Annotated in this window: 24 protein-coding genes; 15 read left to right on the forward strand and 9 right to left on the reverse strand. The window is 69.1% G+C overall.

The genetic code is table 11. The annotated features are described in order from the left end of the window. Positions 1-24 precede the first annotated feature (24 nt). From BKK80_RS09355 to BKK80_RS35435, 3 genes are all read right to left on the reverse strand, one after another. A complete protein-coding gene (locus BKK80_RS09355) occupies positions 25-453 on the reverse strand; it encodes a hypothetical protein (RefSeq protein ID WP_071012233.1) in 429 nt (142 codons plus the stop codon). Next, positions 453-848 carry a hypothetical protein gene (locus tag BKK80_RS09360; RefSeq protein ID WP_071012235.1) on the reverse strand — a complete coding sequence of 132 codons (396 nt, stop codon included), beginning with the start codon at positions 846-848 and terminating at the stop codon, positions 453-455. Before BKK80_RS09360 ends, BKK80_RS09355 begins: the two co-directional genes overlap by 1 nt. Positions 849-1,142: 294 nt before the next feature. Further along, entirely contained in the window at positions 1,143-1,430 is a 288-nt protein-coding gene (locus BKK80_RS35435; protein ID WP_071012237.1) for a hypothetical protein, read from the reverse strand. Positions 1,431-1,651: 221 nt separating this feature from the next. Here BKK80_RS35435 and BKK80_RS09370 point away from each other — a divergent pair, with 221 nt between their 5' ends. From BKK80_RS09370 to BKK80_RS09400, 6 genes are all read left to right on the forward strand, one after another. Next, complete coding sequence (locus BKK80_RS09370) at positions 1,652-2,929, forward strand: polyhydroxyalkanoate depolymerase (protein WP_071037164.1); 1,278 nt, start codon at positions 1,652-1,654, stop codon at positions 2,927-2,929. A gap of 123 nt (positions 2,930-3,052) precedes the next feature. After that, positions 3,053-3,406: a hypothetical protein gene (locus BKK80_RS09375; protein WP_157903193.1), complete on the forward strand. Its 354-nt coding sequence runs from the start codon at positions 3,053-3,055 to the stop codon at positions 3,404-3,406. A gap of 168 nt (positions 3,407-3,574) precedes the next feature. Next, positions 3,575-4,084 carry a DUF6496 domain-containing protein gene (locus BKK80_RS09380; RefSeq protein WP_071016260.1) on the forward strand — a complete coding sequence of 170 codons (510 nt, stop codon included), beginning with the start codon at positions 3,575-3,577 and terminating at the stop codon, positions 4,082-4,084. An 864-nt stretch (positions 4,085-4,948) separates the two neighbouring features. Beyond that, on the forward strand, positions 4,949-5,254 hold the full coding sequence (locus BKK80_RS09390) for a hypothetical protein (protein WP_071037158.1): 306 nt from the start codon (positions 4,949-4,951) through the stop codon (positions 5,252-5,254). Between the two features lie 544 nt (positions 5,255-5,798). Next, positions 5,799-6,938: a DUF3182 family protein gene (locus BKK80_RS09395; RefSeq protein WP_071069191.1), complete on the forward strand. Its 1,140-nt coding sequence runs from the start codon at positions 5,799-5,801 to the stop codon at positions 6,936-6,938. Beyond that, positions 6,925-7,743, forward strand: a complete 819-nt coding sequence (locus tag BKK80_RS09400) for an alpha/beta hydrolase family protein (RefSeq protein ID WP_071069193.1) — start codon at positions 6,925-6,927, stop codon at positions 7,741-7,743. The genes BKK80_RS09395 and BKK80_RS09400 overlap by 14 nt, the downstream gene beginning before the upstream one ends. A gap of 13 nt (positions 7,744-7,756) precedes the next feature. On the opposite strand, the gene BKK80_RS09405 is transcribed toward BKK80_RS09400, so the two are convergent. Together BKK80_RS09405 and BKK80_RS09410 are read right to left on the reverse strand one after the other, a co-directional pair. Next, positions 7,757-8,455 (reverse strand): DUF4142 domain-containing protein, encoded by a 699-nt coding sequence (locus BKK80_RS09405; protein WP_071012250.1) that lies wholly within the window; start codon positions 8,453-8,455, stop codon positions 7,757-7,759. 268 nt (positions 8,456-8,723) lie between these two features. Beyond that, positions 8,724-9,086 carry a hypothetical protein gene (locus tag BKK80_RS09410; protein WP_071069195.1) on the reverse strand — a complete coding sequence of 121 codons (363 nt, stop codon included), beginning with the start codon at positions 9,084-9,086 and terminating at the stop codon, positions 8,724-8,726. A 578-nt stretch (positions 9,087-9,664) separates the two neighbouring features. Between BKK80_RS09410 and BKK80_RS09415 the strand changes: the two genes are divergently transcribed. Then, complete coding sequence (locus BKK80_RS09415; protein WP_071069197.1) at positions 9,665-11,065, forward strand: sigma-54-dependent transcriptional regulator; 1,401 nt, start codon at positions 9,665-9,667, stop codon at positions 11,063-11,065. A 332-nt stretch (positions 11,066-11,397) separates the two neighbouring features. On the opposite strand, the gene BKK80_RS36340 is transcribed toward BKK80_RS09415, so the two are convergent. Then, positions 11,398-12,006: a hypothetical protein gene (locus tag BKK80_RS36340; protein ID WP_157903194.1), complete on the reverse strand. Its 609-nt coding sequence runs from the start codon at positions 12,004-12,006 to the stop codon at positions 11,398-11,400. Between the two features lie 150 nt (positions 12,007-12,156). Further along, on the reverse strand, positions 12,157-13,095 hold the full coding sequence (locus BKK80_RS09430; RefSeq protein ID WP_071012258.1) for a LysR substrate-binding domain-containing protein: 939 nt from the start codon (positions 13,093-13,095) through the stop codon (positions 12,157-12,159). A gap of 242 nt (positions 13,096-13,337) precedes the next feature. Between BKK80_RS09430 and gtdA the strand changes: the two genes are divergently transcribed. The 5 genes from gtdA to BKK80_RS09455 all read left to right on the forward strand — a co-directional run bounded on the left by gtdA (position 13,338) and on the right by BKK80_RS09455 (position 18,752). Continuing rightward, entirely contained in the window at positions 13,338-14,321 is a 984-nt protein-coding gene (gtdA, locus tag BKK80_RS09435) for a gentisate 1,2-dioxygenase (RefSeq protein WP_418235894.1), read from the forward strand. 139 nt (positions 14,322-14,460) lie between these two features. Next, positions 14,461-15,159, forward strand: coding sequence for a fumarylacetoacetate hydrolase family protein (locus BKK80_RS09440; protein ID WP_071012261.1), 699 nt, complete (start codon positions 14,461-14,463; stop codon positions 15,157-15,159). A gap of 102 nt (positions 15,160-15,261) precedes the next feature. Beyond that, positions 15,262-15,912 carry a maleylacetoacetate isomerase gene (gene maiA / locus BKK80_RS09445; protein WP_071037146.1) on the forward strand — a complete coding sequence of 217 codons (651 nt, stop codon included), beginning with the start codon at positions 15,262-15,264 and terminating at the stop codon, positions 15,910-15,912. Positions 15,913-16,045: 133 nt separating this feature from the next. Further along, positions 16,046-17,254 carry a 3-hydroxybenzoate 6-monooxygenase gene (locus BKK80_RS09450; RefSeq protein WP_071069201.1) on the forward strand — a complete coding sequence of 403 codons (1,209 nt, stop codon included), beginning with the start codon at positions 16,046-16,048 and terminating at the stop codon, positions 17,252-17,254. A 145-nt stretch (positions 17,255-17,399) separates the two neighbouring features. Continuing rightward, positions 17,400-18,752 carry an MFS transporter gene (locus tag BKK80_RS09455; RefSeq protein WP_071037142.1) on the forward strand — a complete coding sequence of 451 codons (1,353 nt, stop codon included), beginning with the start codon at positions 17,400-17,402 and terminating at the stop codon, positions 18,750-18,752. Between the two features lie 183 nt (positions 18,753-18,935). On the opposite strand, the gene BKK80_RS09460 is transcribed toward BKK80_RS09455, so the two are convergent. Together BKK80_RS09460 and BKK80_RS09465 are read right to left on the reverse strand one after the other, a co-directional pair. Beyond that, entirely contained in the window at positions 18,936-20,441 is a 1,506-nt protein-coding gene (locus tag BKK80_RS09460; RefSeq protein WP_071069203.1) for a sensor histidine kinase, read from the reverse strand. Then, on the reverse strand, positions 20,438-21,169 hold the full coding sequence (locus tag BKK80_RS09465; RefSeq protein WP_071012275.1) for a response regulator transcription factor: 732 nt from the start codon (positions 21,167-21,169) through the stop codon (positions 20,438-20,440). The genes BKK80_RS09460 and BKK80_RS09465 overlap by 4 nt, the downstream gene beginning before the upstream one ends. Positions 21,170-21,379: 210 nt before the next feature. Between BKK80_RS09465 and msrB the strand changes: the two genes are divergently transcribed. From msrB to msrA, 3 genes are all read left to right on the forward strand, one after another. Further along, positions 21,380-21,901, forward strand: coding sequence for a peptide-methionine (R)-S-oxide reductase MsrB (gene msrB, locus BKK80_RS09470; RefSeq protein WP_071037139.1), 522 nt, complete (start codon positions 21,380-21,382; stop codon positions 21,899-21,901). Positions 21,902-22,012: 111 nt separating this feature from the next. Then, on the forward strand, positions 22,013-23,860 hold the full coding sequence (locus tag BKK80_RS09475) for a cytochrome c biogenesis protein DipZ (RefSeq protein WP_071069205.1): 1,848 nt from the start codon (positions 22,013-22,015) through the stop codon (positions 23,858-23,860). Positions 23,861-23,946: 86 nt separating this feature from the next. Continuing rightward, complete coding sequence (gene msrA, locus BKK80_RS09480; RefSeq protein ID WP_071012280.1) at positions 23,947-24,687, forward strand: peptide-methionine (S)-S-oxide reductase MsrA; 741 nt, start codon at positions 23,947-23,949, stop codon at positions 24,685-24,687. Positions 24,688-24,731: the final 44 nt, after the last annotated feature.

Consider the following 24,731-nt stretch of genomic DNA (forward strand, 5'->3'; position numbering starts at 1 on the left):
CTCGCCGCGACGCATGCTTCATGCTTATGCCGGCAGGCTCTCGAGCCAGGATTGATAGTGCCGCTTCTGGTCTACCACGGTCGACGGGCAGACATCGGGGCCATAGGCGAAGATCCCGACCATGTCCGTCTCTCCTGGTTCCAGCCCCATCGTCAGCTGGTAGGCCGTCAGCCCCTTGCCCGTCCGCCGGATGGAGTCGATGCAATAGACGTCCAGGCTCGCGCCATAGCAGATCGGATGCAAGCCGGACAATGCCATGATGTCGCGCACCTGGCAGAGTGCCGCAAAGAAATCCGGTCCCATCGTGTCGATGAACTGTTGACGGTAGCTTGCGCGCAGGCGACAAGCGCCGAATTCCTCGCCGATTCTGAACTGGATCGTTTCACCGTCTTGGCCGCCCCCAAGCGGCACCTCGACGATGCCTGATGTGGGTACGTCGAGACCGACGGTCATCAGGGAACGGATTGAAGCCATTGATCGTAGTAGTCGCGCTGCTCCGGCACGGTGGCGGGAATCACGGCCAGGCCATCGAAGACCAGCACCAGATCGAATTCCGTGATCGCCCTGCCCATGGTGAGATGGTAAGCAAGCAAGCCCCGGCTCCGCTTGCGAGTGGATCCCGTGGGGTACACGTCGAGGCTCGCGCCGGAACAGAGAGGGTGGAATCCATCGCGCCCGAGTGTCTCCCGTATCCGGCACAAGGCGTCGAAGAAGTCCATTGCGGTCACTTCGATGACATCTTCCCGGTAACGCGCGCACAAGCGGCAGTTCGTGTCATTGTCCCAGCCTTCGAACTGGATCGTGTCGCTGACGTTGTCGCCGACTAGCGGAGCCTGAAATACAAACATCGACAGGAATGCCAGGGCGTCCTGCCCCTGGCTGATCGATTACCGTATCTACAGTCTAGGTGACTGCCGGCCTCCGGGGCCGCCCGCGCCCTGTCCGGAATGCATGGGTTTCAGCGTGGCGCCGGGCCGGCATTCCGGTCCTGCCGGTCTCATGTGCGGTCTTGCCATCCCTCATGCGCGCCGGGTTCTCGTCGCGCTGCTTGTCAACGCTCTCGCCGCGACAGGTGGCAGCATGGGGCACGACATCCGGCGACGAGCACCTTGTCATTACGCGGGTCGCTCCATGGGCATGGGTCATCGTTCCCGGCCTGAGGTTGGCACGCTGCTTGCGGCTGACCTGATGCGGCAGTCCGCCGCATGATGGATGCAATGGAGACTGAAATGGGACAGCAACAGCAACCGGGTCAATCGCAATCGAGTGGGCAGCCGGGCCAGAAGCATGACGAGTCGCAGACCGGACAACGCGACAGGAAGCAAGGCCAGACGCAGGGTGGCGGCCAGATGGGCGGCCAAGACCAAGGGCAGGGCCAGCAAGACCGGGGCGGCCGGCAGGGCCAGCAGGGCCAGCAGGGCGGCCGTCAACCATGATCTGCGCGATGATCGGCAAGTGATTGTCGAGGGAGGCGTGGCGGTCACACCCGATGCTGCCGCGACGCACTGCTTAGATTCACTGCGTAGATGATCGGGGTGCCGGGACTTCGCGTTCCGGCCTCTTTTTGCCCCGGTCTCTGTAGGGGTATTCCTACAAGGGAAACAGTCAATCCCCGGCGCGCATTCCATCCATTGCCGACTCAAAGGATGGGATGCGGCACCCTACCCTGGAGTCAGGGTGGCTGGACAGGGGAACTGCTTTGTATCAGCTATATGAGCTGCACAGTACGGCCCGGGCGTCGTTCCTTCCCTGGCTGCAGGCCAATGCAGGCTGGCTGGAGGCCAACGGGAACGCGCTGCCGTTCACGCCTGGCCGCTACCTCGCGGCCGGCTGCCAATTGTTGGCGCGCCTCTGCCAAGGCTATCCCAGGCCGCAATTCGGCTTGACCCGGACCTCGATCGACGGGCATCGCATAGCGGTCTCGGAGTCGGTCGTGCTGGACAAGGCGTTCTGCCGCCTTCTGCATTTCGAGCGCGCGGCTTGCCTCGGACAGCCCGTTGTTCTGCTCGTCGCACCGCTGTCCGGCCACCACGCCACGCTGTTGCGCGACACGGTGCGGACGATGCTGCCCGACTTCGATGTCTATCTCACCGACTGGCGCGATGCCCGCGAGGTTCCGCTCGCGGACGGCGTCTTTCACCTGGACGACTATGTCGCCTACCTGCAGGAGTTCATCGACTACCTCGGGACGAAGTTCCACATCGTCGCGGTGTGCCAATCGACCGTGCCGGCGCTCGCCGCCGTGTCCTTGCGGGCGAGTCGTGGTCAATCCACGCCGCAAAGCATTACGCTGATCGGCGGCCCGATCGACGCCAGGTGCGAGCCCACGACGGTCGGCGAACTGGCGGCAAGCCAGCCGCTCGCGTGGTTCGCGCGCGAAATGATCGACACCGTGCCGGCCTGCTATCCCGGCGCCGGCCGCAGGGTCTGCCCGGGTTTCCGCCAGCAGATGGCATTCATCGCGATGCACCCGGAGCTTCACCTGCGATCGCACCTGGACTTCTACTTCGACATGGTCGCAGGCAATGCCGACAGGGCTCGCAGGCATCGATCCTTCTATGACGACTACAACGCCATGCTCGACATGCCTGCCGAGTATTTCCTGGAGACGGTGCAGATCGTTTTTCAGGAGTGCCGGCTGGCGCGCGGCACCTGGTGCATCGGCGGCGAGTCGGTGCGTCCCTGCGATATCCGCGACAGTGCATTGATTACGGTGGAGGGCGAGCACGACGACATCTGCAGCCCGAGCCAGACCCGCGCAGCGCTCGATCTGTGCGCGGGTATCGGCGCCTCCCGGAAACATGACCTGACTGCCAGCGGCTGCGGCCACTATGGCATCTTTTCCGGTACCAAGTGGCGCACCTGGATCTATCCGCGCGTCCGCGCGCTGATTTATCGGTACGCATGCCTGCCGGCCGCGCACATGTAATGGATGCAAGGCCGCGCAGACTTGCCCGACGCGGCGCAGCGCGCCGCTGCCTTCGCGCCGGTTCGCGCTGGCGCGCACCTTGCGTCGGAACGGTGACAGACCAAAGCCATGGAGGACCAGGCGATGACAGCAAGCCGCAAGAAGACACCGGACGGGCAGCACGCCGAGCCCAGGCGCCCGGGAGGACAGCGCGCCCGCTCGCAGACCGACGCGCAAGCCGGTGGCAAGAGATCCACCTACCAGGAATCCGTCGACGACGCCCTCGAGATGACATTTCCCGCCAGCGACCCGGTCTCTACCAGTCCGGCCATGCATCCCGTACGCCGGACCCAGACCGGGCGTGACGAAGTGGACTGGCACCTGCAGCCTGGCAGCGAGCGGCCGCCGGCGCGCCACAAGGGCGGCCACAAGGCAGGCCACAAGGGCGGCAACAAGGCAGGCCACAAGGGCGGCAACAAGGGAGGCATACACCGCTGAAGTCCCGCACGGTCGGCATTGCCGCGCTCGTCGCGCGAGGACCGGTACGGCAGGGCACGGCATCTTTCTTCGAATTTCCCGATCCCGCCTGCAGCCGGCAGGCCTGGATCTTCGCTGCGGACCGGGCACGTCATGTTGCCGGAGGGCCGCGGCCACATGGAGACCATCATGCCCAGAGCATCCAGCATAGCGCGCGCAAAGGTTGACAAGCGGGCGGGCAAGGCGCCGAGCACCCAGGCCGGTCATTTCGTTCGCGACGAAATCGAGGCCGTGCGCAAAGGCAAGCATGGCGTGCGCTCTGCCAAGCAGGCGATCGCGATCGGCTTGTCGGAGGCGCGCCGCGCCGGCATTGACGTCCCGCCGAAGAAGGGGGCCGGCCCGGCAACTTCCAAGTCCGCCGGCAAAGACGCCGGCAAAGACGCCGGTAAGGCGGCGCCGCGACGCGCCAGTTCGGAAAGCAAGGCCAAGCGCAGCAGGGTGGCTACCGAGGTGCTCAAACAGGAGGGCACGGCCGGGGTCTCGCATCGCGCGCTGTCCGCCCAGGCCAAGCGTGCGGCCGGCAGCCGTACTGCTGCCGATCGATCCGCATCCGCCAAGAAGGCTGCCAAGACCAAGGGCGCGGCGGGCCGTTCCGAGGCGGCCCGCAAGGCTGCGCGTACTCGCGCGGCGAGAGGATAGCTGCCTGAAAGGCTGGCCGGCTGTATCGCTGAGTCAACGCATTCCATGGAGAAAGCGCACCCGGGCGGCGGTGCATCCGGGGCGCAGGCCAGGCGCGCAGCATGGCCGCAGCACGGCGATGGCCAGCCTTTGCAACCACGCGCACGGCGCTGGCGGCGCGGTCGATCGCGGGGACATTGCGAATGACGCCGTGGACGGATGGGCCGGCGCCGACGGCGAGGAAATGCACGCCAGCGTATGCCCGCAGTCCGTGCCCTCGTCGAGCCGGGTCGCCAGCTCGCCCGGCGACAGGATGCCGGCGAAATGATGGTCGGCATCGATGACCAGAAGCCGGCGTACCTGGGCACTCTCCCTCTTCTGTCTGGCCAATTCGATCGGATCGGATCCGCTGCACCGGTACCGTCCCTCGGACATGGCAGCGCGCGGTGACGTCGCGGTCGGTCAGCACGCCGACCAGCCTGCGACCTTCGCGGACCGGAATCGCGCCGACGCGCTGCTTTGCCATCATCCGTGCCGCAAGCCGCACCGGGTCCACAGTGCCCAGGTAGGCCGGCTCCGCGTCATGACATCGGCAACGCAGGGCCTGGCCCTGCCCGGGTGTTGCACTGCTGGCATCGCGTTCTCCAATCTTCGAGGCTGCGGACGGCTCGTCGGCGGAACCCCGGGGCGCGCAAGATCCGTTCCCGCTTCCTCACCGGTTCACGGGCCAGGTGCTGCGGATCCTGGCTGCGGCGGGGGACGGAGCATGCGATGGCGAAAGAACCTGGCCTGCCAGATTGGATGGATTCCGGACGGGCAGCGGTCACGCATGGTTCACGATGCCGCGTTTATGCTGAACGCCACAAAGAATGACAGGAGACATCGATGATCGCCATTTTTGTCAGGGGCGCTTCACATCGGCCGATTTTCATTCCGACCCGCGTGGCCGACACACGGTCGCTGCAGCCGAGCGCGGGCGATTTCGTCAGTGTGTTCTCCATCGACGGCGGCGTCGAATACTGCATCCGTCTGCATGGTCCGGTCGGCCCCGCCTGCTGGCGCGGCACGATCCTCTCCATCGGTCGGGAAGGCGTGCCGGCCGTGGTTGCCCAAGGGATTGAACTGGATGATGTGGTTGAGGTCGACCAGTCCGAAATGACGAATCTCATCCACTGCCAGCGGATAGGCTAGCGCTGTCTTTGCGACGAAGCGGCCTCCTGCCGGGGGCGTGCCGTTCAGGTCGCCGCCATCATGAGAAATCGAGGCCGATGGGGATTCCCGGAGCCAGGGGCCCTGGAGACGGCCCTTGGCGATCCGGGTCCTGCAGTGCCTGAGGTGGAGCGTGAGCGCACTCGCGAGTGCCGATCCAGGTCCAGGCCGGCGTTGGCAGCGGTTGCCCGCCGACATGTAATTCTTACCGATCCCGGAAGCTTTTTCCGTAGCCGGCCAGCCGTCGTGCGCCTTGTCGGCACGTGCGGCTTGGCCGGCCTGCTGGCCTGAACGTTGCGTCTTTGCTGGTCTACCGGATGGCGTGGCCGAGCAGCGAGGACAAGATGGCGACAGCAGGCCGAAGGAAAGCACTCGGCGCACCGCACGCCGTGGCGGCCGTTCCGGCCCGGGCGGACGCGCAGGCCGGAACGGCCACGCAGGGCGCGGCCTGCCGGCAGAGCGTAGACGATGCGCTGGAGATGACGTGCCCCGCCGGCAACCCGATTTGCCCAGGACCGGCCATGCCATGGCGAAGACGTTGCTGATCCATTCCGGCGCGCTCGGGGGCCGGGGCGGCCATCGCGAAGTCACGCTCTACAACCTCGGCTGCCTGTTGGCCGAGGCAATGGGCTATGAGTTCGGCGGCGTGTGGAGCGAGGCGGCGCGCGGGCGTGATGTCTACCTGCTGCCTCTGCAGACCGTGGTGGGGATGGAGTCGGCCAGCCGGCTTGGCATCCGCTCCAGCGCCGACCTGTTCGGCGGCGTGGTGCCTTTCCCTTTCGTAGCGACCAAGGCCATCACGCACGGCTTGGTGTCCGCCGACGCGGCCGCGCCGCCGGGATGGGTGCCCGCGCTGGCGCGGCGGCTTCGGAACGTGGTCCTGCCGGGCTACACCGCGTTCTCCAGGCGCGACGCGCGGATCGCGGCGGGGCGCCTGCTGCGCAATGGTTCCGTTCGCGTCAAGGAGGCGGGCAGCGATGGCGGCCGGGGCCAGGGAGTGGTACGCAGCCTGGCGGAACTGGAGGCCTTGCTGGATGCGCAGGAAGCGGACGGCTCGTCCCGCCTGGCCGCGGAGGGCCTGGTGCTCGAACGGAATCTCGAGCGGGTGCAGACCTTCAGCGTGGGACAGTTCAGCGTCGGCGAGATTACTGCCAGCTATTGCGGCGTGCAGTCGTGGACGCGCGACAACCGGGGCGAGCGCGCCTATGGCGGCTCCACCCTGACGGTGGTGCGCGGTGGCTTCGAGCGCCTGCTGGCGCTCGGCGCCCGCCGGGCGCCGCCGGATGTGGTGCGCGCGGCGGTCGCCTATCACTCGGCCGCGCTCGACTGCTTCCCGGGATCATGGGTGTCGCGCAGCAACTATGACGTGGCGCTCGGTGAGGCGCCGGAGTGCGGGCGCCTGCTGGGCGTGCTGGAACAGTCCTGGCGCGCAGGCGGTGCCAGCGGCGCCGAGATCCTGGCGCTGGACGCGTTCCGCAGGAGCCCCGCCCGGCAGGTCGCGACAGTGGCCACGCGCGAACGATACGGCGCGGTCGCGCTGCCGGCGCACGCGCGACTGCTGTTCGAGGGAGAGGACCGTGAGCAGGGTGTGATGGCCAAGTACGCCATCCTGCTTGCGGATGCGGTGGACGAGGCTGACGGGATGGCTGACGATGGCAGCGCATGAAAGACCGGTGGAGATCCGCGCTGGCAGCGGCACCATCGCCGGCACGTTGATCGCACCGGCGACGGAAATGCCGGGTGTTCTGTTCGTGCATGGCTGGGGTGGAAGCCAGGAGCAGTATCTTGCTCGGGCGCGCAAGGTCGCCGGCCTTGGCTGTGTGTGCCTGACCTTCGACCTGACCGGCCATGCTGCGACCCGTTCGCTCTACGAGACGGTCAATCGCGAGCGCAACCTGGAAGATCTGCTTGCGGCCTATGACCTTCTTACCAGCCAGTCGATGGTCGACAAGCGTGCCATCGCCGTGATCGGCAGTAGCTATGGTGGCTATCTCGCCGCCCTGTTGAGCGAGATGCGGCCGGTGCGCTGGCTGGGACTGCGCGCGCCCGCACTCTATATGGACAGCGGCTGGGAGCTGCCCAAGCGCGAACTGCACCGGACCCAGGACCTGGTGGCCTACCGGCGCACGGTGGTGCCGGCGCAGAGCAACCGGGCGCTGCGCGCCTGCGCGGCGTTCGAGGGCGATGTGCTGGTGATCGGCTCCGAGCTCGACATGATCGTGCCGCACACGGTGGTCACGTCCTACGTCGATGCCTTCTCGCGCGCGGAGTCCATTACCTACCGCACCATCCGCGGCGCGGATCACGGGCTGACCGAAGAAGAGGCCCAGCGCGCCTACAGCACGCTGTTGATGAACTGGCTGCGGGAAATGGTCACCGGGGCCCGTTCGGGGCCTGTGTCGCCCGGTGCGAGGCCGAACGATCCGGTTGCCGCCACCAAGCTGCTGCAGCGCGCAGTGGAGCCGGCCTAGTTGAGGCAGCCGACTAGGCTTCGCCTGCACCGAGGCGGCGCTTGACGGCGCCTGCGGCCTCCAGCAGTTCCAGTACGCGCGGCCGCCAGCGCGCGGCGTAGGCGCGCAGGCCAGGAGTGCGGCCGCGCGAAGCCTGGTCGCGCAGCAGGGTCAGGTATTGGGCTTGTGCTTCGATGCAGACGGTCTGCAGGTAGATGCCGTCGAACTTATCGGGCGGTACGGTGCGCAGCCGCGCGGCTTCCGCCGCTTCGGGAATCCGTTCCACCGGTTCGACGCCCGCTGCCTTGGCCAGTGCCTCCAGTTCGGCCTGAGCCTGCGTATAGCTGCGCTCCGTGCGCGCGCTCAGTTCCTTCAGGCCGGCATCGCGTGCCCGATTCCGTGCGAGCCGTGCTGCCACGCGCTGCAGCTGGAGTGAGAGCACGGCTTCGTCGAGGAAGCGCAGGTCATTGGTCGTCAGGGCGGTGTCGGGCGGACTCCTGCCGCCGGGGCGGTGCTGATGATCGTCGGGCAGGCCGCCGAAGGTGTCCGGCGGCGCGGTCTGCGGCGGCGTGGGGGCGGAGGGATCGGCGGCCGCTGGCGGCCGGGCAGTATCCTGCGCCAGCCGCTCGCCGGCGCCCGCCGGGGCGAGGCATAGCGGCGGCGTCACGGCGCACAGCACGAGCAGGGCGCGTAGAGAGCGTAGAGAGATGGGGACGATGGTCTTGCGAAGCATGGGGAGACTCCTCGGCTCCAGCGTGGGACGGGAGATCGGTCGGTCGGAGCCGGCGCGCCGGGAGGTGCTGGGGCCTTCGCGGGAGCGCTGTGTCCAGCGGGCTTCTTCTCCGGCCGGCGGCTCGCGTCCATGCGTCCGCTTCGTGGCGACAAGCGCCCGCCGCGATGGCGCACAGGGCGGCGCAGCCGGAGAGTCGGACGCGGGACGGGAGGCTCGTCATCCGCTCCTCGATCTCGGTCAACAGGGAAAGGTCGGTGGGGCAAGGTGATCACTGTTCCGATGCCCCGGTGTCCGCGCCGGCGCCACCGGCGGTCCTGGCGGCGGCTCCGTGCAGGGCCATGCCGGGCTCCCAGGTGGAATAGGGGGGGACCTTGCGGGGATCCTGGCCGCGCAGTCCATTCGCGCCGCGATTCGGCGCGCCGCTGTGCTCCAGGCTTTCCCAGGGGCGGGCCGCTGCGCTGGCGTAGTCGCCGCATGGGATCGCGCTGGCGGGGGCACCCGGATGCGCATCGCGGTCGACCAAGGAGAAGGCCGGTGCGGCCATCGGCACCAGGCTCTGGGCGCCCGCGCCGGCGATCATGGTGCAGAGACCGATAGCCAGCAGGCTGGCGAAGGCAGGTTTGCGTTGCATGAGATCCTCCTCTGCGCGGGAGTCGCCGATGAAAGGGGGGGCTGCATATCACGTGCCTGTTCTTCGTATTGCCGGCAGGCCGCGTCGATAGCCGGCGGCGGGGGGCCGCCAAATGCCTGCGGCTTGGAGCCGCCGATCGCCTCCCCCCGCATTCCGCTCCGGATCGTTGCCGGTGCAGGGAACAGGCAGCCACGCGGTCGCGCGTGCGGTGGCTTCCTTGAATATCCTCGCCGGACGGGCGCTGTCCAGCCAAATGAGGCGTTCAGCCTCGCGTCGAGCGGCCGGGATCTCCGCCCCGCATCACCGGTGATGCCCCCGCGGTGTGCCGATCTCCTGAGAGGAAACGAAAGAGGAAACGAAAGCAGCATGCAGGGCGACGGAGCGTCGGACACAGGCGGACAGTCTTCGGCAGGAAAATTTCCTAAGCTTCCCAGTAAAGATTACACACCGGGCCGAAAGCCCATGTTTCCCATCCGTGGCAACGAAGGCGCACAGCCAGGGTTTCCCCAGGCGGTTCTGTATTGCCGACGTCCGGGCCAGGTGGCCCGGTAAATGGGGTGATAGCGATGGCTCATTCGATGGCTCATGTCCTGATCGTGGACGACGACGAAGCGACGCGCGAGGTGCTCGAGCAGGTTGTGACGGACGAAGGGCTCTCCGTCGCCAGCACTGGGTCATTGCGCGACGCGGCTGTGCACATCGAGCGGAAGATGCCGGACGCGTTGTTGGCGGATCTGCAGCTTCCCGATGGCAGCGGGCTCGAACTCATCTCCAAGATCGACAGGGCGTGCGCCGACGTCATCGTCACCACCGGCTACGCGGATGTCGAGACGGCGATCGATGCCATGCGTTTCGGCGTGGCTGACTACCTGGTCAAGCCGATCGACCTGTGCTACCTGCGGACACTGCTCGCCAGGATTGCCGGCAAGCCGCGGCCGGCGCGATGCGCAGACAGTCCGGCGGCCGCGCCGGAGCAGGCGGGGCAGGCGGGCTTCGGCTCCATGGTGGGCACCTCGGAAGCCATGCTGCGCATGTACGAAACCATGCGCCGCGTCGCGCCGACCGATGTCAGCGTGCTGCTGATCGGAGAGAGCGGCACCGGCAAGGAATTGGTCGCCCGGACCCTGCACGAGCTCTCGCTGCAGCGCGGCGCGCCGTTCCTGGCGGTCAATTGCGCTGCCATTTCGCCGCTGCTGCTGGAGAGTGAGTTCTTCGGCCACGAGCGGGGGAGCTTTACCGGTGCGAATCGGCGGCATGATGGCTACTTCGCCCAGGCAGAGGGAGGAACCCTGTTCCTGGATGAGATCACCGAAATGCCGGCCGAGCTGCAGGTCAAGCTGCTGCGCACGCTGGAGTCCGGCACCTATATGCGAGTGGGCGGGCAGCAGGAGTACCGCGCGAACGTTCGCATCATTTCCGCGACGAACCGGGATCCCTGCCAAGCCATCGCGGAGAACAGGCTGCGTGCCGACCTGTTCCATCGGTTGAGCGTCTTCCCCATCATGATGCCGCCGCTGCGCGAGCGCGGCGACGATGTGGTGATGCTTGCGGAGGCGGTGCTGGAGCAGCTCAACAGCCGCTATGGCAGCCACAGGCGGTTCGGTAGCGCCGCGCTGGACGCCCTGCGCCGCCATGCCTGGCCCGGCAACGTCAGGGAGCTGCGCAATGTCGTGCAACGTGCCTACATCATGGCGGACCGTGACGTCGTGGATGAGATCACGCTGCCTCCCCCTTGCGCCGCGCCGTCGCCCCGCGATCGCTCCACGGTCTCCTTTCGCATCGGGTGCTCGATCGCCGAGGCGGAGATGCAATTGATCTTTGCCACCCTGGCGGCCTGCAAAGGCGTGAAGAACCATACGGCCAGCATGCTCGGGGTCAGCCTCAAGACGCTTTACAACCGCCTGGAGTACTACCGGGCGCGCGGCGAGCTGCCGTCCTGGCTGCAGGAGGGCTGTGCCCGGCGCGGGCCGGACAGCTAGTCCGCTGAATCATTGCTGAATCATTGAATGGGGAGGTGAAAGACATGGCCTGCGGGAATCAGCGCCAGGCGCAAAGCACAGCCATCGCGCGATGGCGAGCCTTTGCAGCGATGCGATGCGCCTGCATGGCATGGCAGGCACCGACCGAACCCTGGGATTCAGTGGGCCAGGATATCGTGAGCCTACGGGTGCGACCATGGTGCGCACGCCCTTGCGATCCAGCATGCGCCGGCAGCCGGAGGCCCGGCTCGCCAGCACGGTCGAATCCGTGCATGCGCCGCGCGCGAGGCCGGTCGCAGGCGGCCGCCTTCTTGTGGCAGCGCCCGCCACGCTCACCGCGCCGCGCGCTCGCTTGCGCCGTCCCTTGCCTGCTGCGCCAGGCGCACCAGTTCCACCAACGCTTGTTCCGCCGCTTCGCGCCCGCGCTTGCCGTGGTCGTTGACCAGCCTGCCGTCGACCTGCCGCAGGACATCCGGCAGCCGCAAGGCGGCGGCGAGCAGTGCGCGTTCGTCGGCGCTGAGCGGGGGCGGGGCGCCGGTGCGCAGCAGCCGTACGACGAGCCAGCCGGATCCAAGGAGGGTGAGCAGGCCGAGCATCGCGGCGATGGCCGGCCAGGGGCCGGCCTGGTGGCGCGCCAGGATGGCAGCCGCGGGCGTGAGGATCCAGCCGGCGCTCACGGCCAGGCAGGCCAGGATCAGCGGGCGCATCGGCATGCGGTCCGGGCAAGGGTGCTGGCGCGCGCACGCGCCTGGTCTCTGGCTGATGCCGTCAAGCTTCGGCTCCTTGTGTTGTTCGCGGTCGGGCATGGGCAGCGCTGGCGCGCGCAAGCCGACCATTGCGCATGCCTGGTATGACGGCTGCGCGTGCGCCGGGATGGAATGCTGGCGGTGCCGTCGCGCGCCGCGCGAACCGCGCAAGCTGATCCCGGCCTTGAACGACATGATGGCGCGGCCCAGCGAGGCGGATGACGACCGGGCGGCAATGCGCTGACGCAGCCAGGCCGGAGCCTTGCGCGCCTTCGTGGCGAGGCATCGCGCGGCCCATCGACGGGCTTAGGGCTGGCTTCATCAACCAAGCTGTGATTGAGGACACTAGCCCGCTTCCGCCGCCGGATTGGCGCTGGCCCGCAGGCAGTCGAGCGCCAGCGCCACGGCCTGGCGGCTGACGCTGTCCGGCCGCCAGTACATCGCCACCGCGCCGGAACTGCCGAGTGGCATCGGCATGGCCAGCACGCGCAGCACGTTCAGGCGCTCGAAGCGCGCCGCGGCGCGGTGCGAGGCGACGCCGATCAGGTCCGCCTGGTTGAGCAGCGTGACATTCAGCATGGCCGAATTGGACTCGACGCAATGCTGCGGCATGGCCTGCCCGGCGCTGGCCAGCGCCGATTCCAGCGCGGTGCGCACCGGCGTGCCCGGCGGCCACACGATCCACGGGTAGCGGAACAGGTCGTTCCAGTCGACCGCGGTGCGCTGCGCCAGCGGATGCTGCAGGCCCACCACGAAGTTGACCGGATCGCGATACAGCGTTTCGGTCTCCAGCCCCGGGTCGAGCTGGGCGTTGGCGGCGCGGCCCACCACCACGTCGATCTCGCCGCGCACCAGCGCAGGCATCAGCTGGTTCATGGTGCTCTCGACCAGGCGCACCTGCGCGCGCGGCATCTGCCGCACCAGGCGGGCCACCGCCATCGGCACGGTGTCGGCGGCCGAGACGCCCGAGGTGCCGATCGATACCAGTCCGCTGCCGCCATCGCGCAGCGCCAGCATGTCGTCGCGCGCGCTGTCGAGATGGCCTTCGATGCGCCTGGCATGCTCGATCAGCGCCATGCCGTAGGGGGTGGGGCGCAGGCCGCGCGCGTGCCGCTCGAACAGCGGCAGGCCGATGTCCTCTTCCAGGTCCTTCAACCATTTGGAGAGGGCCGGCTGTGTCGTATTGAGCGCCTCGGCGGACTGGCTCAGGTTGCCGGTCTGGCCGACGGAGAGCAGCATCTGCAGATGGCGCAGCCGCAGGCGGTGGGTCCAGTCGGTGGTCATCTGCGTTCGTCCAGATATACGATAAATCGTATGGATGAGAAGAATTCGTGATTTTACATGGTATAGCTCGCCGCCCTATAAATACAGCCATCCCGACCACGAACGAAGCGGTCCGGGCCATGCGGCCCGCAGCCGCACCGGCCTTCGCGCCGGGCCATCAAGAGAGACAGGAGACCCGTATGTCCGACTCCGCGCAAGCGTCCGCCCGCGCAGCCTACTACGAGCACATCGCGCGCCATAGCATGTCGCCGCTGTGGGAATCGCTGCACAGCCTGGTGCCGAAGGCGCCGCAGCCGCAGGCGGTGCCCGCCATCTGGAAGTACGCGCAGTTGCGCGAACTGGTGATGGAGGCGGGGCGCGTGATCAGCGCGGAGGAGGCGATCCGCCGTGTCCTCGTGCTGGAGAATCCCGGCCTGCCCGGCAAGTCGAGCCTGACCCCCAACCTGTATGGCGGCCTGCAGCTGATCCTGCCGGGCGAGGTCGCGCCCAGCCACCGGCACACCCAGTCGGCGCTGCGTTTCATCGTCGAGGGCAAGGGGGCCTGGACCGCCGTCGACGGCGAGCGCACCACCATGCATCCCGGCGACTTCATCATCACGCCGTCGTGGACCTGGCATGACCACGGCAATCCTTCGGTGGACGAGGGCGGCGAGCCGGTGGTGTGGCTGGACGGCCTCGATATCCCCCTGCTGCGCCAGCTCGACGCCGGCTTCGCCGAGAACTATCCGGAGGCCATGCAGCCGGTCACGCGGCCGGAGGGCGACAGCTTCGCGCGCTTCGGCCACAACATGATGCCGGTGCGCCATGCCAGCACCGACCCGACCTCGCCGGTCTTCAGCTATCCGTATGCCCGCAGCCGCGAAGCGCTCGATACGCTCTACCGCCACGGCGACCTCGACCAGTGGGACGGGGTCAAGCTGCGCTACGTGAACCCGACCACCGGCGGCTGGCCGATGCCCACCATGGCCACCTTCATGCAGTTCCTGCCCAAGGGCTTCCATGGCAGGAGCTACCGCAGCACGGATTCCACCGTCTACTGCGTGGTGGAAGGGCAGGGCCGGGCCAGCATCGGCGCGCACACCTTCGCCTTCGATCCGCACGACGTCTTCGTCGCGCCGTCGTGGCAGCCGGTGCGGCTCGAGGCCGACAGCGACGCGGTGCTGTTCAGCTATTCCGACCGGCCCGTGCTGGCGGCGCTGAACCTGCTGCGCGAAGCGCGCGACTGACGCCCCGGCGGCCCCGCGCCCACGCGGGCCTGCCGCGGCAGTACGTTTTCTCCGATCCGACACACAGCGAGCTCCTGCGCCACGGCCAGGGCCGTGGCCGGCGCTCGCCTCCAGCAACCCGACTGAAAGAGTCCATATCATGGCATTCGTTTTCCCGCCCGAAGCACCGGTCGCCATCCCCGTCGCCGGCAGCGATGACCAGTTCGCGGTCCGCCGCGTCTACTGCGTCGGCCGCAACTACGCCGCCCACGCCCGCGAGATGGGCTTCGACCCCGATCGCGAGCCGCCGTTCTTCTTCTGCAAGCCCGACAACGCCATCGTGCCGGTCGCCTACGGCGAGACGCTCGCGCTGCCGTACCCGGCGCAGACGCAGAACTACCACTATGAAGCCGAGCTGGTGGCGGTGATCGGCAAGAGCGGCGCGGATATCCCGGAGGCACAGGCGCTCGACTACGTGTGGGGCTATGCGGTCGGCCTCGACATGACGCGCCGCGACCTGCAGATGAAGATGCGCGAGATGGGCCGTCCGTGGGAGATCGGCAAGGCCTTCGACCTGTCCGCCCCGCTCGGCCCCATCCACCCGGCCAGCGTGGTCGGCCATTTCGAGCAGGCCGGCGTGTGGCTGGATGTGAACGGCGAGACCCGGCAGAAGAGCGACGTGTCGCACCTGATCTGGTCGGTGGCCGAAACCGTGGCCTACCTGTCGAAGTTCTTCCGCCTCGAGCCGGGCGACGTGATCTTCACCGGCACGCCGGAAGGGGTCGGCGCGGTCAAGGCCGGCGACACCATCCGGGTCGGTGTCGAGCGCCTGGGCGAACTGAACGTGAAGATCGTCTGAGACGCGGACCGGGCGCCGCAGCATGGCCGACCGCTGAGGCGGCGATGCTGCGGTGCCTTCCTCGCCTCCCATGCATTCGACGTACCCGCAAGGAAATCCACCGTGCAGCTTTACAGCTTCTTCAACAGTTCGACCTCGTACCGCGTGCGCATCGCGCTGCGGCTCAAGGGCGTCGAACACGAGTATCTGGGCGTCAACATCCGCACGGGCGGACATCGTGACAAGCAGTATGTGAACCAGGTCAACCCCTCCGCCTCGGTGCCTGCCATCGTGGACGGCGATTTCCACCTGGGGCAGTCGCTGGCGATCATCGACTGGCTGGACGCGCGCTATCCCGAGCCGCGCCTGCTCCCGGCCGACGCCGGCCTGCGGGCGCGCGTGCTGGAGCTGTCCACCCTGATCGGCTGCGATATCCATCCGGTCAACAACCTGCGTATCCTGAAGTACCTGCAGGACGTGCTGAAGGTCACGCCGGAGCAGAAGGACGCCTGGTACCGGCACTGGATCGCCGAGGGCATGGCCGGCGTCGAGCGCCTGCTGGCGCAGGCTGCCGAAGCCTACGGCGGGCCGTGGTGCTTCGGCGCGCAGCCCACGCTGGCGGACTGCTGCCTGGTGCCGCAGATCGCCAATGCCCTGCGCATGGGCTGCGACCTGGACGCCTTCCCACGCAGCCTCGCGGTGTACCGCCACGCCAGCGAGCATCCCGCCTTCGTCGCGGCCGAGCCCCGGCGCCAGCCCGACTACACGGCATGAACACGGCATGAACACGGCATGAACACGGCATGAACACGGCATGACGGCAACCGCGCGCCGCACGCCGCGTGCCGCGTGCCGCGTGCCGCGTGCCGCGTGCCGTGAACGAACCAGGCAGTCCAGGAGACATTGCATGAACACATCCACCTCATCGCGCCGCGTGATCGTCGTCGGCGGCGGCATCGGCGGCCTGGCCGCGGCACTCGCGCTGGCGCGCGAGGACGTCCAGGTGCTGCTGCTGGAGCAGGCCGCGCAGATCGGCGAGATCGGCGCCGGCATCCAGCTCGGCGCCAATGCCTTCAACGCGCTCGACGCGCTCGGCGCGGGCGAGGCCGCGCGCAACCGCGCGGTCTTCACCGATTCGCTGACGCTGATGGATGCCACCAACGCCAAGCAAGTCGCGCGCATCGAGACCGGCGCGCGCTATCGCGAGCGCTTCGGCAATCCGTACGCGGTGATCCATCGCGCCGACATCCACCTGTCGATCCTCGAAGCGGTGCAGGACAACCCCCTGATCCAGTTCCGCACCAATACGCAGGTGGGGGCGCTCGAACAGGACGATGGCGGCGTCACCGTGATCGACCAGCACGGCGAACGCTACCGGGCCGACGCGGTGATCGGCTGCGACGGCGTCAAGTCGGCGATCCGCGCCGCACTGATCGGCGACGAGCCGACCGTGACCGGCCACGTGGTCTACCGCGCGGTGGTCGAGGTCGAGAACATGCCGAAGGACCTGCAGATCAACGCGCCGGTGGTGTGGGCCGGACCGCATTGCCACCTGGTGCACTACCCGCTGCGCGGCGGGCGCCAGTACAACCTGGTCGTCACCTTCCACAGCCGCGAGCAGGAGACGTGGGGCGTGCGCGACGGCAGCAAGGAGGAAGTGCTGTCCTACTTCGAGGACATCCATCCGCTGCCGCACCAGATGCTGGACCGCCCGACTTCCTGGCGCCGCTGGGCCACCGCGGACCGCGATCCGGTGCCGCAATGGAGCTTCGGCCGCGCCACCCTGCTCGGCGACGCTGCGCATCCGATGACGCAGTACCTGGCCCAGGGCGCCTGCCAGGCCCTGGAAGATGCCGTCACGCTGGGCGCCGCGGTGCGGGAAGGCGGCGGCGACTTCGCGGCCGCCTTCCGGCTGTACGAGGCGGCGCGCATCCCGCGCACCGCGCGCGTGCTGTACTCGGCGCGCGAAATGGGCCGTATCTACCACGCCAAGGGCGTCGACCGGCTGGTGCGCAATTCGCTGTGGACCGGCCGCACGCAGGAGCAGTTCTACGACGCGTTGCAGTGGCTGCACGGCTGGCAGGCCAAGGACTGCCTGCAGGACATTCCCACCTGAACCGCCTCACCCGGAGCCCTTGCCGGGGCGCCGCGCCGTGCGGCGCCCCGGCGGCTGCCAGGACGATCCGGCACGGCCCGCCACAGCGGGCCGGCAGGACGCGCGGCGGATCATCGCCAGACCATAAGATCGAACAGGAGACACCGTGACAACCCATGCCCCTTCGCGCATCGAGGCGTTCATCGATGCACGTCCCTTCACCGCCTTCCAGCGGACCTTGCTGATCCTCTGCTTCCTGGTGGTCGCCATCGACGGCTTCGATACCGCGGCCATCGGCTTCCTGGCGCCGGCCATCCGTGCCGAGTGGCACGTGGCTGCGGCCGCGATGGCGCCCTTGTTCGGCGCCGGCCTGTTCGGCCTGATGACGGGCGCGCTGGTGTTCGGCCCACTGGCGGACCGCTTCGGGCGCAAGACGCTGCTGGTGGCCACCACCGCCTTCTTCGGCCTGGCCAGCCTGGCCTCGATGCTGGCGCCCGACCTGCAGGCCCTGGTGGTGCTGCGCTTCCTGACCGGCCTCGGCCTCGGCGGCGCCATGCCCAACGCCATCACGCTGACCTCGGAGTACTGCCCGCGCCAGCGCCGCTCGGGCCTGGTCACGCTGATGTTCTGCGGCTTCACCATCGGCTCGGCGCTGGGCGGCCTGGCCTCGGCCCAACTGCTGCCGGTGGTCGGCTGGCGCGGCGTGCTGGCGCTCGGCGGCATCCTGCCGCTGCTGCTGGTGCCGGTGCTGGCGCTGCGCCTGCCCGAGTCGCTGCGCTTCCTGGTGGCGCGCCAGCGCCCGCAGGCGCAGGTGCTGGCCATCGCGCGCCGGCTCGACCCGGCCCTGCCGGATTCGCATCGCTTCGTGCCCGATGCCGCCAGCGCGGCCTCCCCGGTGCGCGAGCTGTTCCGCGGCGGCATGCTGGGCGGCACTCTGCTGCTGTGGGCCACCTTCTTCGCCAGCCTGCTGATCGTCTACCTGGTGTCGAGCTGGACGCCGACCTTGCTGGCCAATATCGGCGTGCCGCTGCAGCGCGCGGCCCTGGTCACGACCATGTTCCAGGTCGGCGGCACGGTCGGCGCCATCGCGCTGGGCCGGCTGATGGACCGCTTCGATCCCTACCGCGTGCTCGGCCTGTCCTACCTGTGCGCCGCCGGCTTCATCCTGCTGTGCGCCACCTCGGCCGCTTCCACCGGGATGCTGGCCGCCGCCATCTTCGGTGTCGGTTTCTGCGTCAGCGGCTCGCAGGTCGGCGTCAACGCGCTGTCGGCGGCCTATTACCCCACCAGCAGCCGTGCCACCGGTGTCAGCTGGTCCAACGCGGTCGGCCGTTGCGGTTCGGTGCTGGGCTCGATGGCGGGCGGCAGCATGCTGGCGATGAACCTGGGCTTCCAGGCCATCTTCAGCTCGCTGGCGGTGCCCGCCGTGATCGCGGCGGCGGCGCTGACGCTGATGGGTGTGCTGAGCCGTCGGCGCGCGCGTGCCGGCGGCCTGGCCCCGGCCGGTGCCGAGCGCTGAGCGCCGGGCAGGTCGGCGCCGATGGCGTGTTCTGCCAGCGTGTGCATGCAGTTGACCTCGCCTTGTCGCGGGGACGCAATGAGTCAGATTCATCATCGCCCATGACGGTGTGGTGGGGCCGCCTGGCGCCAAGCGTGCGCATCCCGGGGCGTCGAACCTCCAGCGCGGCTCGACCACCCGTTGCTAAGGTTGCGCCGCCGGGCGCGCCGGCAGGGTGAAGACGAACACCGCGCCGTGACCGGCGCGCTCGACCAGGTGGATCGTGCTGCCGTGCAGCTGCAGCATGCGGTGCACGATCATCAGGCCAAGCCCGCCGCCGCCGCGGCGGCCGTCAGCGCTCAGCGAGCGCTGGAACAGGTCCTGGCGCAGCGCCGGCGGGATGCCGGGGCCGGTGTCGGCGACCGTCACCTCGACGCCGCCGCCGGCGGCGGCGAGCGCCAGTTCGATGGCGCCGCCTGCGGGGGTGTGGCGCACGGCGTTGTCGAGCAGGTTGGTCAGGACCCGCTCGATCATGCCGACGTCGCCGCGCACGGTGGGCACCTGGGGCGGGATCTCGGCGCGCAGCGCGATCTCCCGCGCGCGCGCGGCCAGTTCGAATTTCTGGAACACGTCCTGCACGATGTCGACCAGCGCGATATCTTCCAGCGCCGGCTGCACGTGGCCGGACTCCAGCCGTGCCAGCTCGAACAGTTCCTGCGCCAGCTTGCCGACCTTGGTGCTCTGCGCCAGCGCGATGGCCAGATAGCGGCGGCGCTCTGCCACGTCCAGGGTTTCCGCCTTCAGCGACAGGGTTTCCAGGTAGCCATGCAGCGAGGTCAGCGGCGTGCGCAGGTCGTGCGAGATATTGGCGATCAGCTCGCGCCGCTGGCGGTCCTGGCGGGTGAGGGCGCGCCATTGCTCGCCGATGCGGCCGGCCATCTGGGCGAAGGTGGTCTCCAGCAGCGCGATCTCGTCGCGGCTGCGCTGCGCGGCGGGCGGTGAGGGCGGTGAAGGCGGCGAGGGCGGCACCACGGGCGGCTGCAGGTCGGGCGTGCGGTCGGCATCGAAGCGGCGCATGGCCTCGGCGAGCCGCCGCAGCGGACGGGTGATCAGGCCGAAGGCGATCAGGCCGGCCACCAGGCCCAGCAGGGCGACCAGGGCCATCGACCACAGGGTGTTGCGCAACACCGAGCTGGCGGCGACGCGCGCGGCCAGGCGGTCGTGCGCCTCGCCCTGCAGGACCACGTAGATGTAGCCGGAGGGCGCCTGTCCGCCGCGCTGCAGCGGCGCGGCGCTGAACACCTTGCGCGCGTCGGCGCTGCGCGGATCGTCGCCGAGGATGGGCAGCGGCTCGCCGGCGATGAAGCGGCGCACCGGCTCCAGGTCGACGCGCGTGCGCTTGACCCGTCCCGGCGGCGCGTCATCGCCGCGGATATTGCCTTCATTGTCGAGCAGGTAGATCTCGGTGCTGGGGTTGACGCCCATCAGCTGGCCGAACAGGCGCCGCACGGCGTCCGGGCGCAGGCCGTGCTCGTCCATCAGCGAGGCGCTCTGCGCGATATGGCGGGCGATGTCGCGCGACAGGTCCTGCACGACCTCTTTCTCATGCATCTCGCTGGAGCGGATCTGCAGCCAGGCCGAGGCGCCGCAGCACGCCAGCAGCAGCACCGAGAAGACCAGCGACAGCCGCTGCGAGAGGGTCAGGTTCATCGCGTCTCCCCGCTGTCGTCCGTGCCCGGCGCGACGAACTTGTAGCCGCGTCCCCATACGGTGAGGATGCGCGCCGGCTGGGCCGGATTGGCTTCGATCTTGGCGCGCAGCCGGTTGATGTGGGTGTTGACCGTGTGCTCGTAGCCCTCGTGCTGGTAGCCCCACACCGCATTGAGCAGGTCCATGCGCGAGAAGGCCTTGCCGGGGTGGCGCGCGAAGTGGTGCAGCAGGTCGAACTCGCGCGGCGTCAGCTCGATGCGGGTGCCGTCGACCGAGACCTCGCGCGTGAGCGGATCGATGCGTACGCCGCCGATCTCCACGGTGCCGGCCTCGATGCGCGAGTCCCTGGCCAGGGCATCCACGCGCCGCAGCAGCGCCTTGACGCGCGCCACCAGTTCCAGCACTGAGAACGGCTTGGCGAGATAGTCGTCGGCGCCCAGTTCCAGCCCGAGGATGCGGTGCACCTCGCCGGAACGCGCGCTGGTGATGATGATGGGCGTGTAGCGCGCCATCGCGCGTGCGCGGCGGCAGATCTCCAGCCCGTCGACGCCGGGCAGCATCAGGTCCAGGATCAGCGCGTCCCAGCCGCCTTGCTCGAGCAGGCGCAGTCCTTCGTTGCCGTCGGCGCTGTGCACCACCGTGTAGCGCTCGTCGCGCAGGTGCAGGCTGAGCACGTTGGCGATGTCGATGTCGTCTTCGACGATCAGGATCCGTCTGGGCTGTTCCATGGCAGGGCGGGAGAGGCGGGAGGCTGGCAGGTTGCGGCCCCATTCTGCAGGATTTCCGGCGCCGAGTTATCACAATAAATTTAACTTTCCGTGAGGACTTCGGGACGGGGCGGCCGCTACGCTGCGTGCATTCCCATCCGCCAGGCGTGGCCCGCCGGGTTCCGGGGCGAGCGGTGGCGCGGGGTGGAGCATTCTTTCCAGGAGCCGATCATGGCAACACGCAGACACTTTCTGGCCGGTGGCGCGGCCGCCCTTGCCGCGCTGGCGGCGGCCGTGCGGCTGCCGGCTCGCGCGGCCGCCGCTGCCTCCGGCAGTTCGCCTGCCCCGGCCGCGGCCGGTTTCGCCGTCACGCACAGCGATGCCGAGTGGCGGCGCCTGCTGACGACCGAGCAGTATGCGGTGCTGCGCGAGGAGGGCACCGAACGCCCCTACTCGAGCCCGCTCAACGGCGAGCACCGCGCCGGGCTGTTCTCCTGCGCCGGCTGCGGGCTGGACCTGTTTTCCTCGCGCACCAAGTTCGACAGCCATACCGGCTGGCCGAGTTTCTGGGCACCGCTGGAGCATGCGGTAGGCACGCGTACCGACAGCACCTTCGGCATGATCCGCACCGAAGTGCATTGCCAGCGCTGCGGCGGACACCTCGGCCATGTGTTCGACGACGGCCCGCGCCCGACCGGGCTGCGCTACTGCATGAACGGCGTGGCCATGCGCTTCCGCACGGCGGCGGTGTGAGCGCCGCCGCCATCGCTGCACCGCCAAGACCCTCATCACCCTCATCACCCTCATGACCCTCGTGACCTTGATGACCCTCACGACGCCGACGATCCGACCGGGAGTCCCATCATGCTGCTAGCCTTGCTCGCCTACCTGGGCGGCGCGCTCACCATCCTCAGCCCCTGCATCCTGCCGGTGCTGCCCTTCGTCTTCGCGCGCGCCGACCAGCCTTTCGTGCGCAGCGGCTTGCCGCTGCTGGCCGGCATGGCGCTGACCTTCGCCGGCGTGGCCACGCTGGCGGCGGTCGGTGGCGGCTGGGCGGCGCAGGCCAACCAGGCCGGCCGCTGGGTGGCGCTGGCGCTGCTGGCCGCGTGCGGGGCGGCGTTGCTGCTGCCGCGCCTGGCCGAGCACCTGACACAGCCGCTGGTGCGGGCGGGCAACCGCCTGTCGGCGCGCGCGCAGCGGGACGACCGTCCGCCCGGCATCGGCGGCTCGCTGCTGCTGGGCGTGGCCACCGGCCTGCTGTGGGCGCCGTGCGCCGGGCCCATCCTCGGGCTGGTGCTGACAGGCGCGGCGCTGCACGGCGCCAGCGTCGGCACGACGCTGCTGCTGGCGTCGTATGCGGCGGGCGCGGCCACCTCGCTGGCGGTGGCCTTGCTGCTGGGCGGCAAGGTGTTCGCGGCGATGAAGCGCTCCCTGGGGGCTGGCGAGTGGATCCGGCGTGGCATCGGCGCCGCCATGCTGGCGGGGGTGGCGGCAATCGCTTCCGGACTCGATACCGGGGTGCTGACACGCCTGTCGACGGTCGCCACCAGTGGCCTGGAGGCGCGCCTGCTGGCAGTGCTGGGGGCGCGCGATCGCGCCGCCAGTGCCGATCATGCCGCGGCCGCCGGCGGCGGTGCCGACGTCGACGGAGCCAGTATGATGCGCGCATCGGCACAGGCCGGCGCCGCCGGCGACGCGGCGATGCTGCGCGTGGCCGCCCAGCCCGCGGCGGCGCTGCCGGTCGAAGGCATGCTGCCGGCGCTGGACGGCGCGGTGCAGTGGCTGAACTCGCCCCCGCTGAGCGCGCAGGCGCTGCGCGGCAAGGTGGTACTGGTCGATTTCTGGACCTACTCTTGCATCAACTGCCTGCGCACCCTGCCTTACGTCAAGGCCTGGGCGCACAAGTACCGCGACCTCGGGCTGGTGGTGATCGGGGTGCACGCACCCGAATTTGCCTTCGAGCGCGACCTCGGCAACGTGAAGAAGGCGGTACGCGAGCTGGGCGTCGACTATCCGGTTGCCGTCGACAACGACTACGCCATCTGGCGCGCCTTCGGCAACGAGTACTGGCCGGCGCACTATTTCGTCGACGCGCAAGGGCGTATCCGCCACCATCACTTCGGCGAAGGCGAGTACGCGCAATCGGAGCGCGTGATCCAGCAACTGCTGGCCGAGGCCGGTCATCCGCAGGCCACCGCGGTGCCGCCGGGCCTGGAGGGGGCACCCGCCCAAGGCGTGCAGGCGGCCGCCGACGGTGGCGACATGCGCTCGCCCGAGACCTATGTCGGCTATGCCCGTGCCGACCACTTCGCCTCGCCCGGCGGCGCCGCGCGCGACCGCGCCCAGCGCTACCTGGCGCCGGCCCGGCCTGCGCTCAACCAGTGGGGGCTGGAAGGCGACTGGAGCGTGGGCGCCGAACAGGCACGGCTGGTGCAGCCCGATGGACGCATCGTCTACCGCTTCCATGCGCGCGACCTGCACCTTGTGCTGGGGCCCGGGCCGCAAGGGCGGCCGGTGCGCTTCCGCGTGCGCATCGACGGCATGGCGCCGGGCGCGGCGCACGGTGCCGACGTGGCGGCGGACGGACAGGGCGTGGTGGCGGCGCAGCGCCTTTACCAGCTGGTGCGGCAGCAGGGCCCGGTGGCGGACCACACCTTCTCGATCGAGTTCCTGGATGCCGGCGTGGAGGCCTATGCCTTTACTTTCGGCTGAGCCGCGATACGCGATCCCCGTGCGATTGCCTGATAACAGCAGAGATCACCAGAGATCACCAGAGATCACCTGAAGGAGCGTTTCCCATGAACCAGATCCTGAATCCCTCCAGGCCGCGCCGCCGCTTCATGCTGGCGGCCAGGCTGGCCGGCGCCGCCGTGCTGGCGGGCGGCGCCCTGGCCCTGGCACAGGTCGCGCTGCCCGCCGAGAGCGCGGGCCGCCTTCCTGCACCGGCGGCCGACGAGGCCGCCGGGGCCACCCACGACGCCACGGCGGTGCTCGCCGGCGGTTGCTTCTGGGGCGTGCAGGGCGTGTTCGAGCACGTACGGGGCGTCAAGCGGGTGCTGGCCGGCTATGCCGGCGGCGCCGCGGCCACCGCCCGGTATGAGCGGGTCGGCGGCGGGGACACCGGCCATGCCGAGTCGGTGCGCATCGACTATGACCCGGCGCAGGTCAGCTACGGGCAACTGCTGCAGATCTTTTTCGCGGTGGCGCACGACCCCACCGAGCTCGATTACCAGGGGCCGGACCACGGCACCCAGTACCGTTCGGCGATCTTCCCCGCTACGCCCGAGCAGCACCGCATCGCGCAGGCCTATATCGCCCAGCTCGAACGCGCCAAGGTGTTCCACGCGCCGATCGTCACGCGTATCGAGGACGGCAAGGCCTTCTATCCGGCCGAGGCCTACCACCAGGATTTCCTGGTGCGCCATCCGGCCTATCCGTACATCGTCATCAACGACCTGCCCAAGGTGGCGGCCCTGCGCCAGTTCTTCCCGCAGCGCTACCGCGCCGAGCCGGTCCTGTCAGGGGTGCCGGGAGCCTGAAAGGGGGGAGGCGCGCGCCGCGGCAAGGCACGCCATCGGCGCGC

This window comes from Cupriavidus malaysiensis, assembly GCF_001854325.1.
Classification (GTDB): domain Bacteria; phylum Pseudomonadota; class Gammaproteobacteria; order Burkholderiales; family Burkholderiaceae; genus Cupriavidus; species Cupriavidus malaysiensis.

Bases quoted from the DNA above. Each gene is read 5' to 3' on its own strand.
- BKK80_RS09390 (WP_071037158.1), top strand. From the start codon at position 4,949: ATGATCGCCATTTTTGTCAGGGGCGCTTCACATCGGCCGATTTTCATT.
- BKK80_RS09430 (WP_071012258.1), bottom strand. From the start codon at position 13,095: ATGACCACCGACTGGACCCACCGCCTGCGGCTGCGCCATCTGCAGATG.
- msrA (WP_071012280.1), top strand. From the start codon at position 23,947: ATGAACCAGATCCTGAATCCCTCCAGGCCGCGCCGCCGCTTCATGCTG.
- BKK80_RS09370 (WP_071037164.1), top strand. From the start codon at position 1,652: ATGCGGCACCCTACCCTGGAGTCAGGGTGGCTGGACAGGGGAACTGCT.
- BKK80_RS36340 (WP_157903194.1), bottom strand. From the start codon at position 12,006: ATGTCGTTCAAGGCCGGGATCAGCTTGCGCGGTTCGCGCGGCGCGCGA.
- gtdA (WP_418235894.1), top strand. From the start codon at position 13,338: ATGTCGCCGCTGTGGGAATCGCTGCACAGCCTGGTGCCGAAGGCGCCG.
- BKK80_RS09460 (WP_071069203.1), bottom strand. From the start codon at position 20,441: ATGAACCTGACCCTCTCGCAGCGGCTGTCGCTGGTCTTCTCGGTGCTG.
- BKK80_RS09405 (WP_071012250.1), bottom strand. From the start codon at position 8,455: ATGCTTCGCAAGACCATCGTCCCCATCTCTCTACGCTCTCTACGCGCC.
- BKK80_RS09440 (WP_071012261.1), top strand. From the start codon at position 14,461: ATGGCATTCGTTTTCCCGCCCGAAGCACCGGTCGCCATCCCCGTCGCC.
- BKK80_RS09475 (WP_071069205.1), top strand. From the start codon at position 22,013: ATGCTGCTAGCCTTGCTCGCCTACCTGGGCGGCGCGCTCACCATCCTC.
- BKK80_RS09380 (WP_071016260.1), top strand. From the start codon at position 3,575: ATGCCCAGAGCATCCAGCATAGCGCGCGCAAAGGTTGACAAGCGGGCG.
- BKK80_RS09465 (WP_071012275.1), bottom strand. From the start codon at position 21,169: ATGGAACAGCCCAGACGGATCCTGATCGTCGAAGACGACATCGACATC.
- BKK80_RS09360 (WP_071012235.1), bottom strand. From the start codon at position 848: ATGTTTGTATTTCAGGCTCCGCTAGTCGGCGACAACGTCAGCGACACG.
- BKK80_RS09375 (WP_157903193.1), top strand. From the start codon at position 3,053: ATGACAGCAAGCCGCAAGAAGACACCGGACGGGCAGCACGCCGAGCCC.
- BKK80_RS09400 (WP_071069193.1), top strand. From the start codon at position 6,925: ATGGCAGCGCATGAAAGACCGGTGGAGATCCGCGCTGGCAGCGGCACC.
- BKK80_RS09415 (WP_071069197.1), top strand. From the start codon at position 9,665: ATGGCTCATGTCCTGATCGTGGACGACGACGAAGCGACGCGCGAGGTG.
- BKK80_RS09395 (WP_071069191.1), top strand. From the start codon at position 5,799: ATGGCGAAGACGTTGCTGATCCATTCCGGCGCGCTCGGGGGCCGGGGC.
- msrB (WP_071037139.1), top strand. From the start codon at position 21,380: ATGGCAACACGCAGACACTTTCTGGCCGGTGGCGCGGCCGCCCTTGCC.
- BKK80_RS09410 (WP_071069195.1), bottom strand. From the start codon at position 9,086: ATGCAACGCAAACCTGCCTTCGCCAGCCTGCTGGCTATCGGTCTCTGC.
- BKK80_RS09450 (WP_071069201.1), top strand. From the start codon at position 16,046: ATGAACACATCCACCTCATCGCGCCGCGTGATCGTCGTCGGCGGCGGC.
- BKK80_RS09355 (WP_071012233.1), bottom strand. From the start codon at position 453: ATGACCGTCGGTCTCGACGTACCCACATCAGGCATCGTCGAGGTGCCG.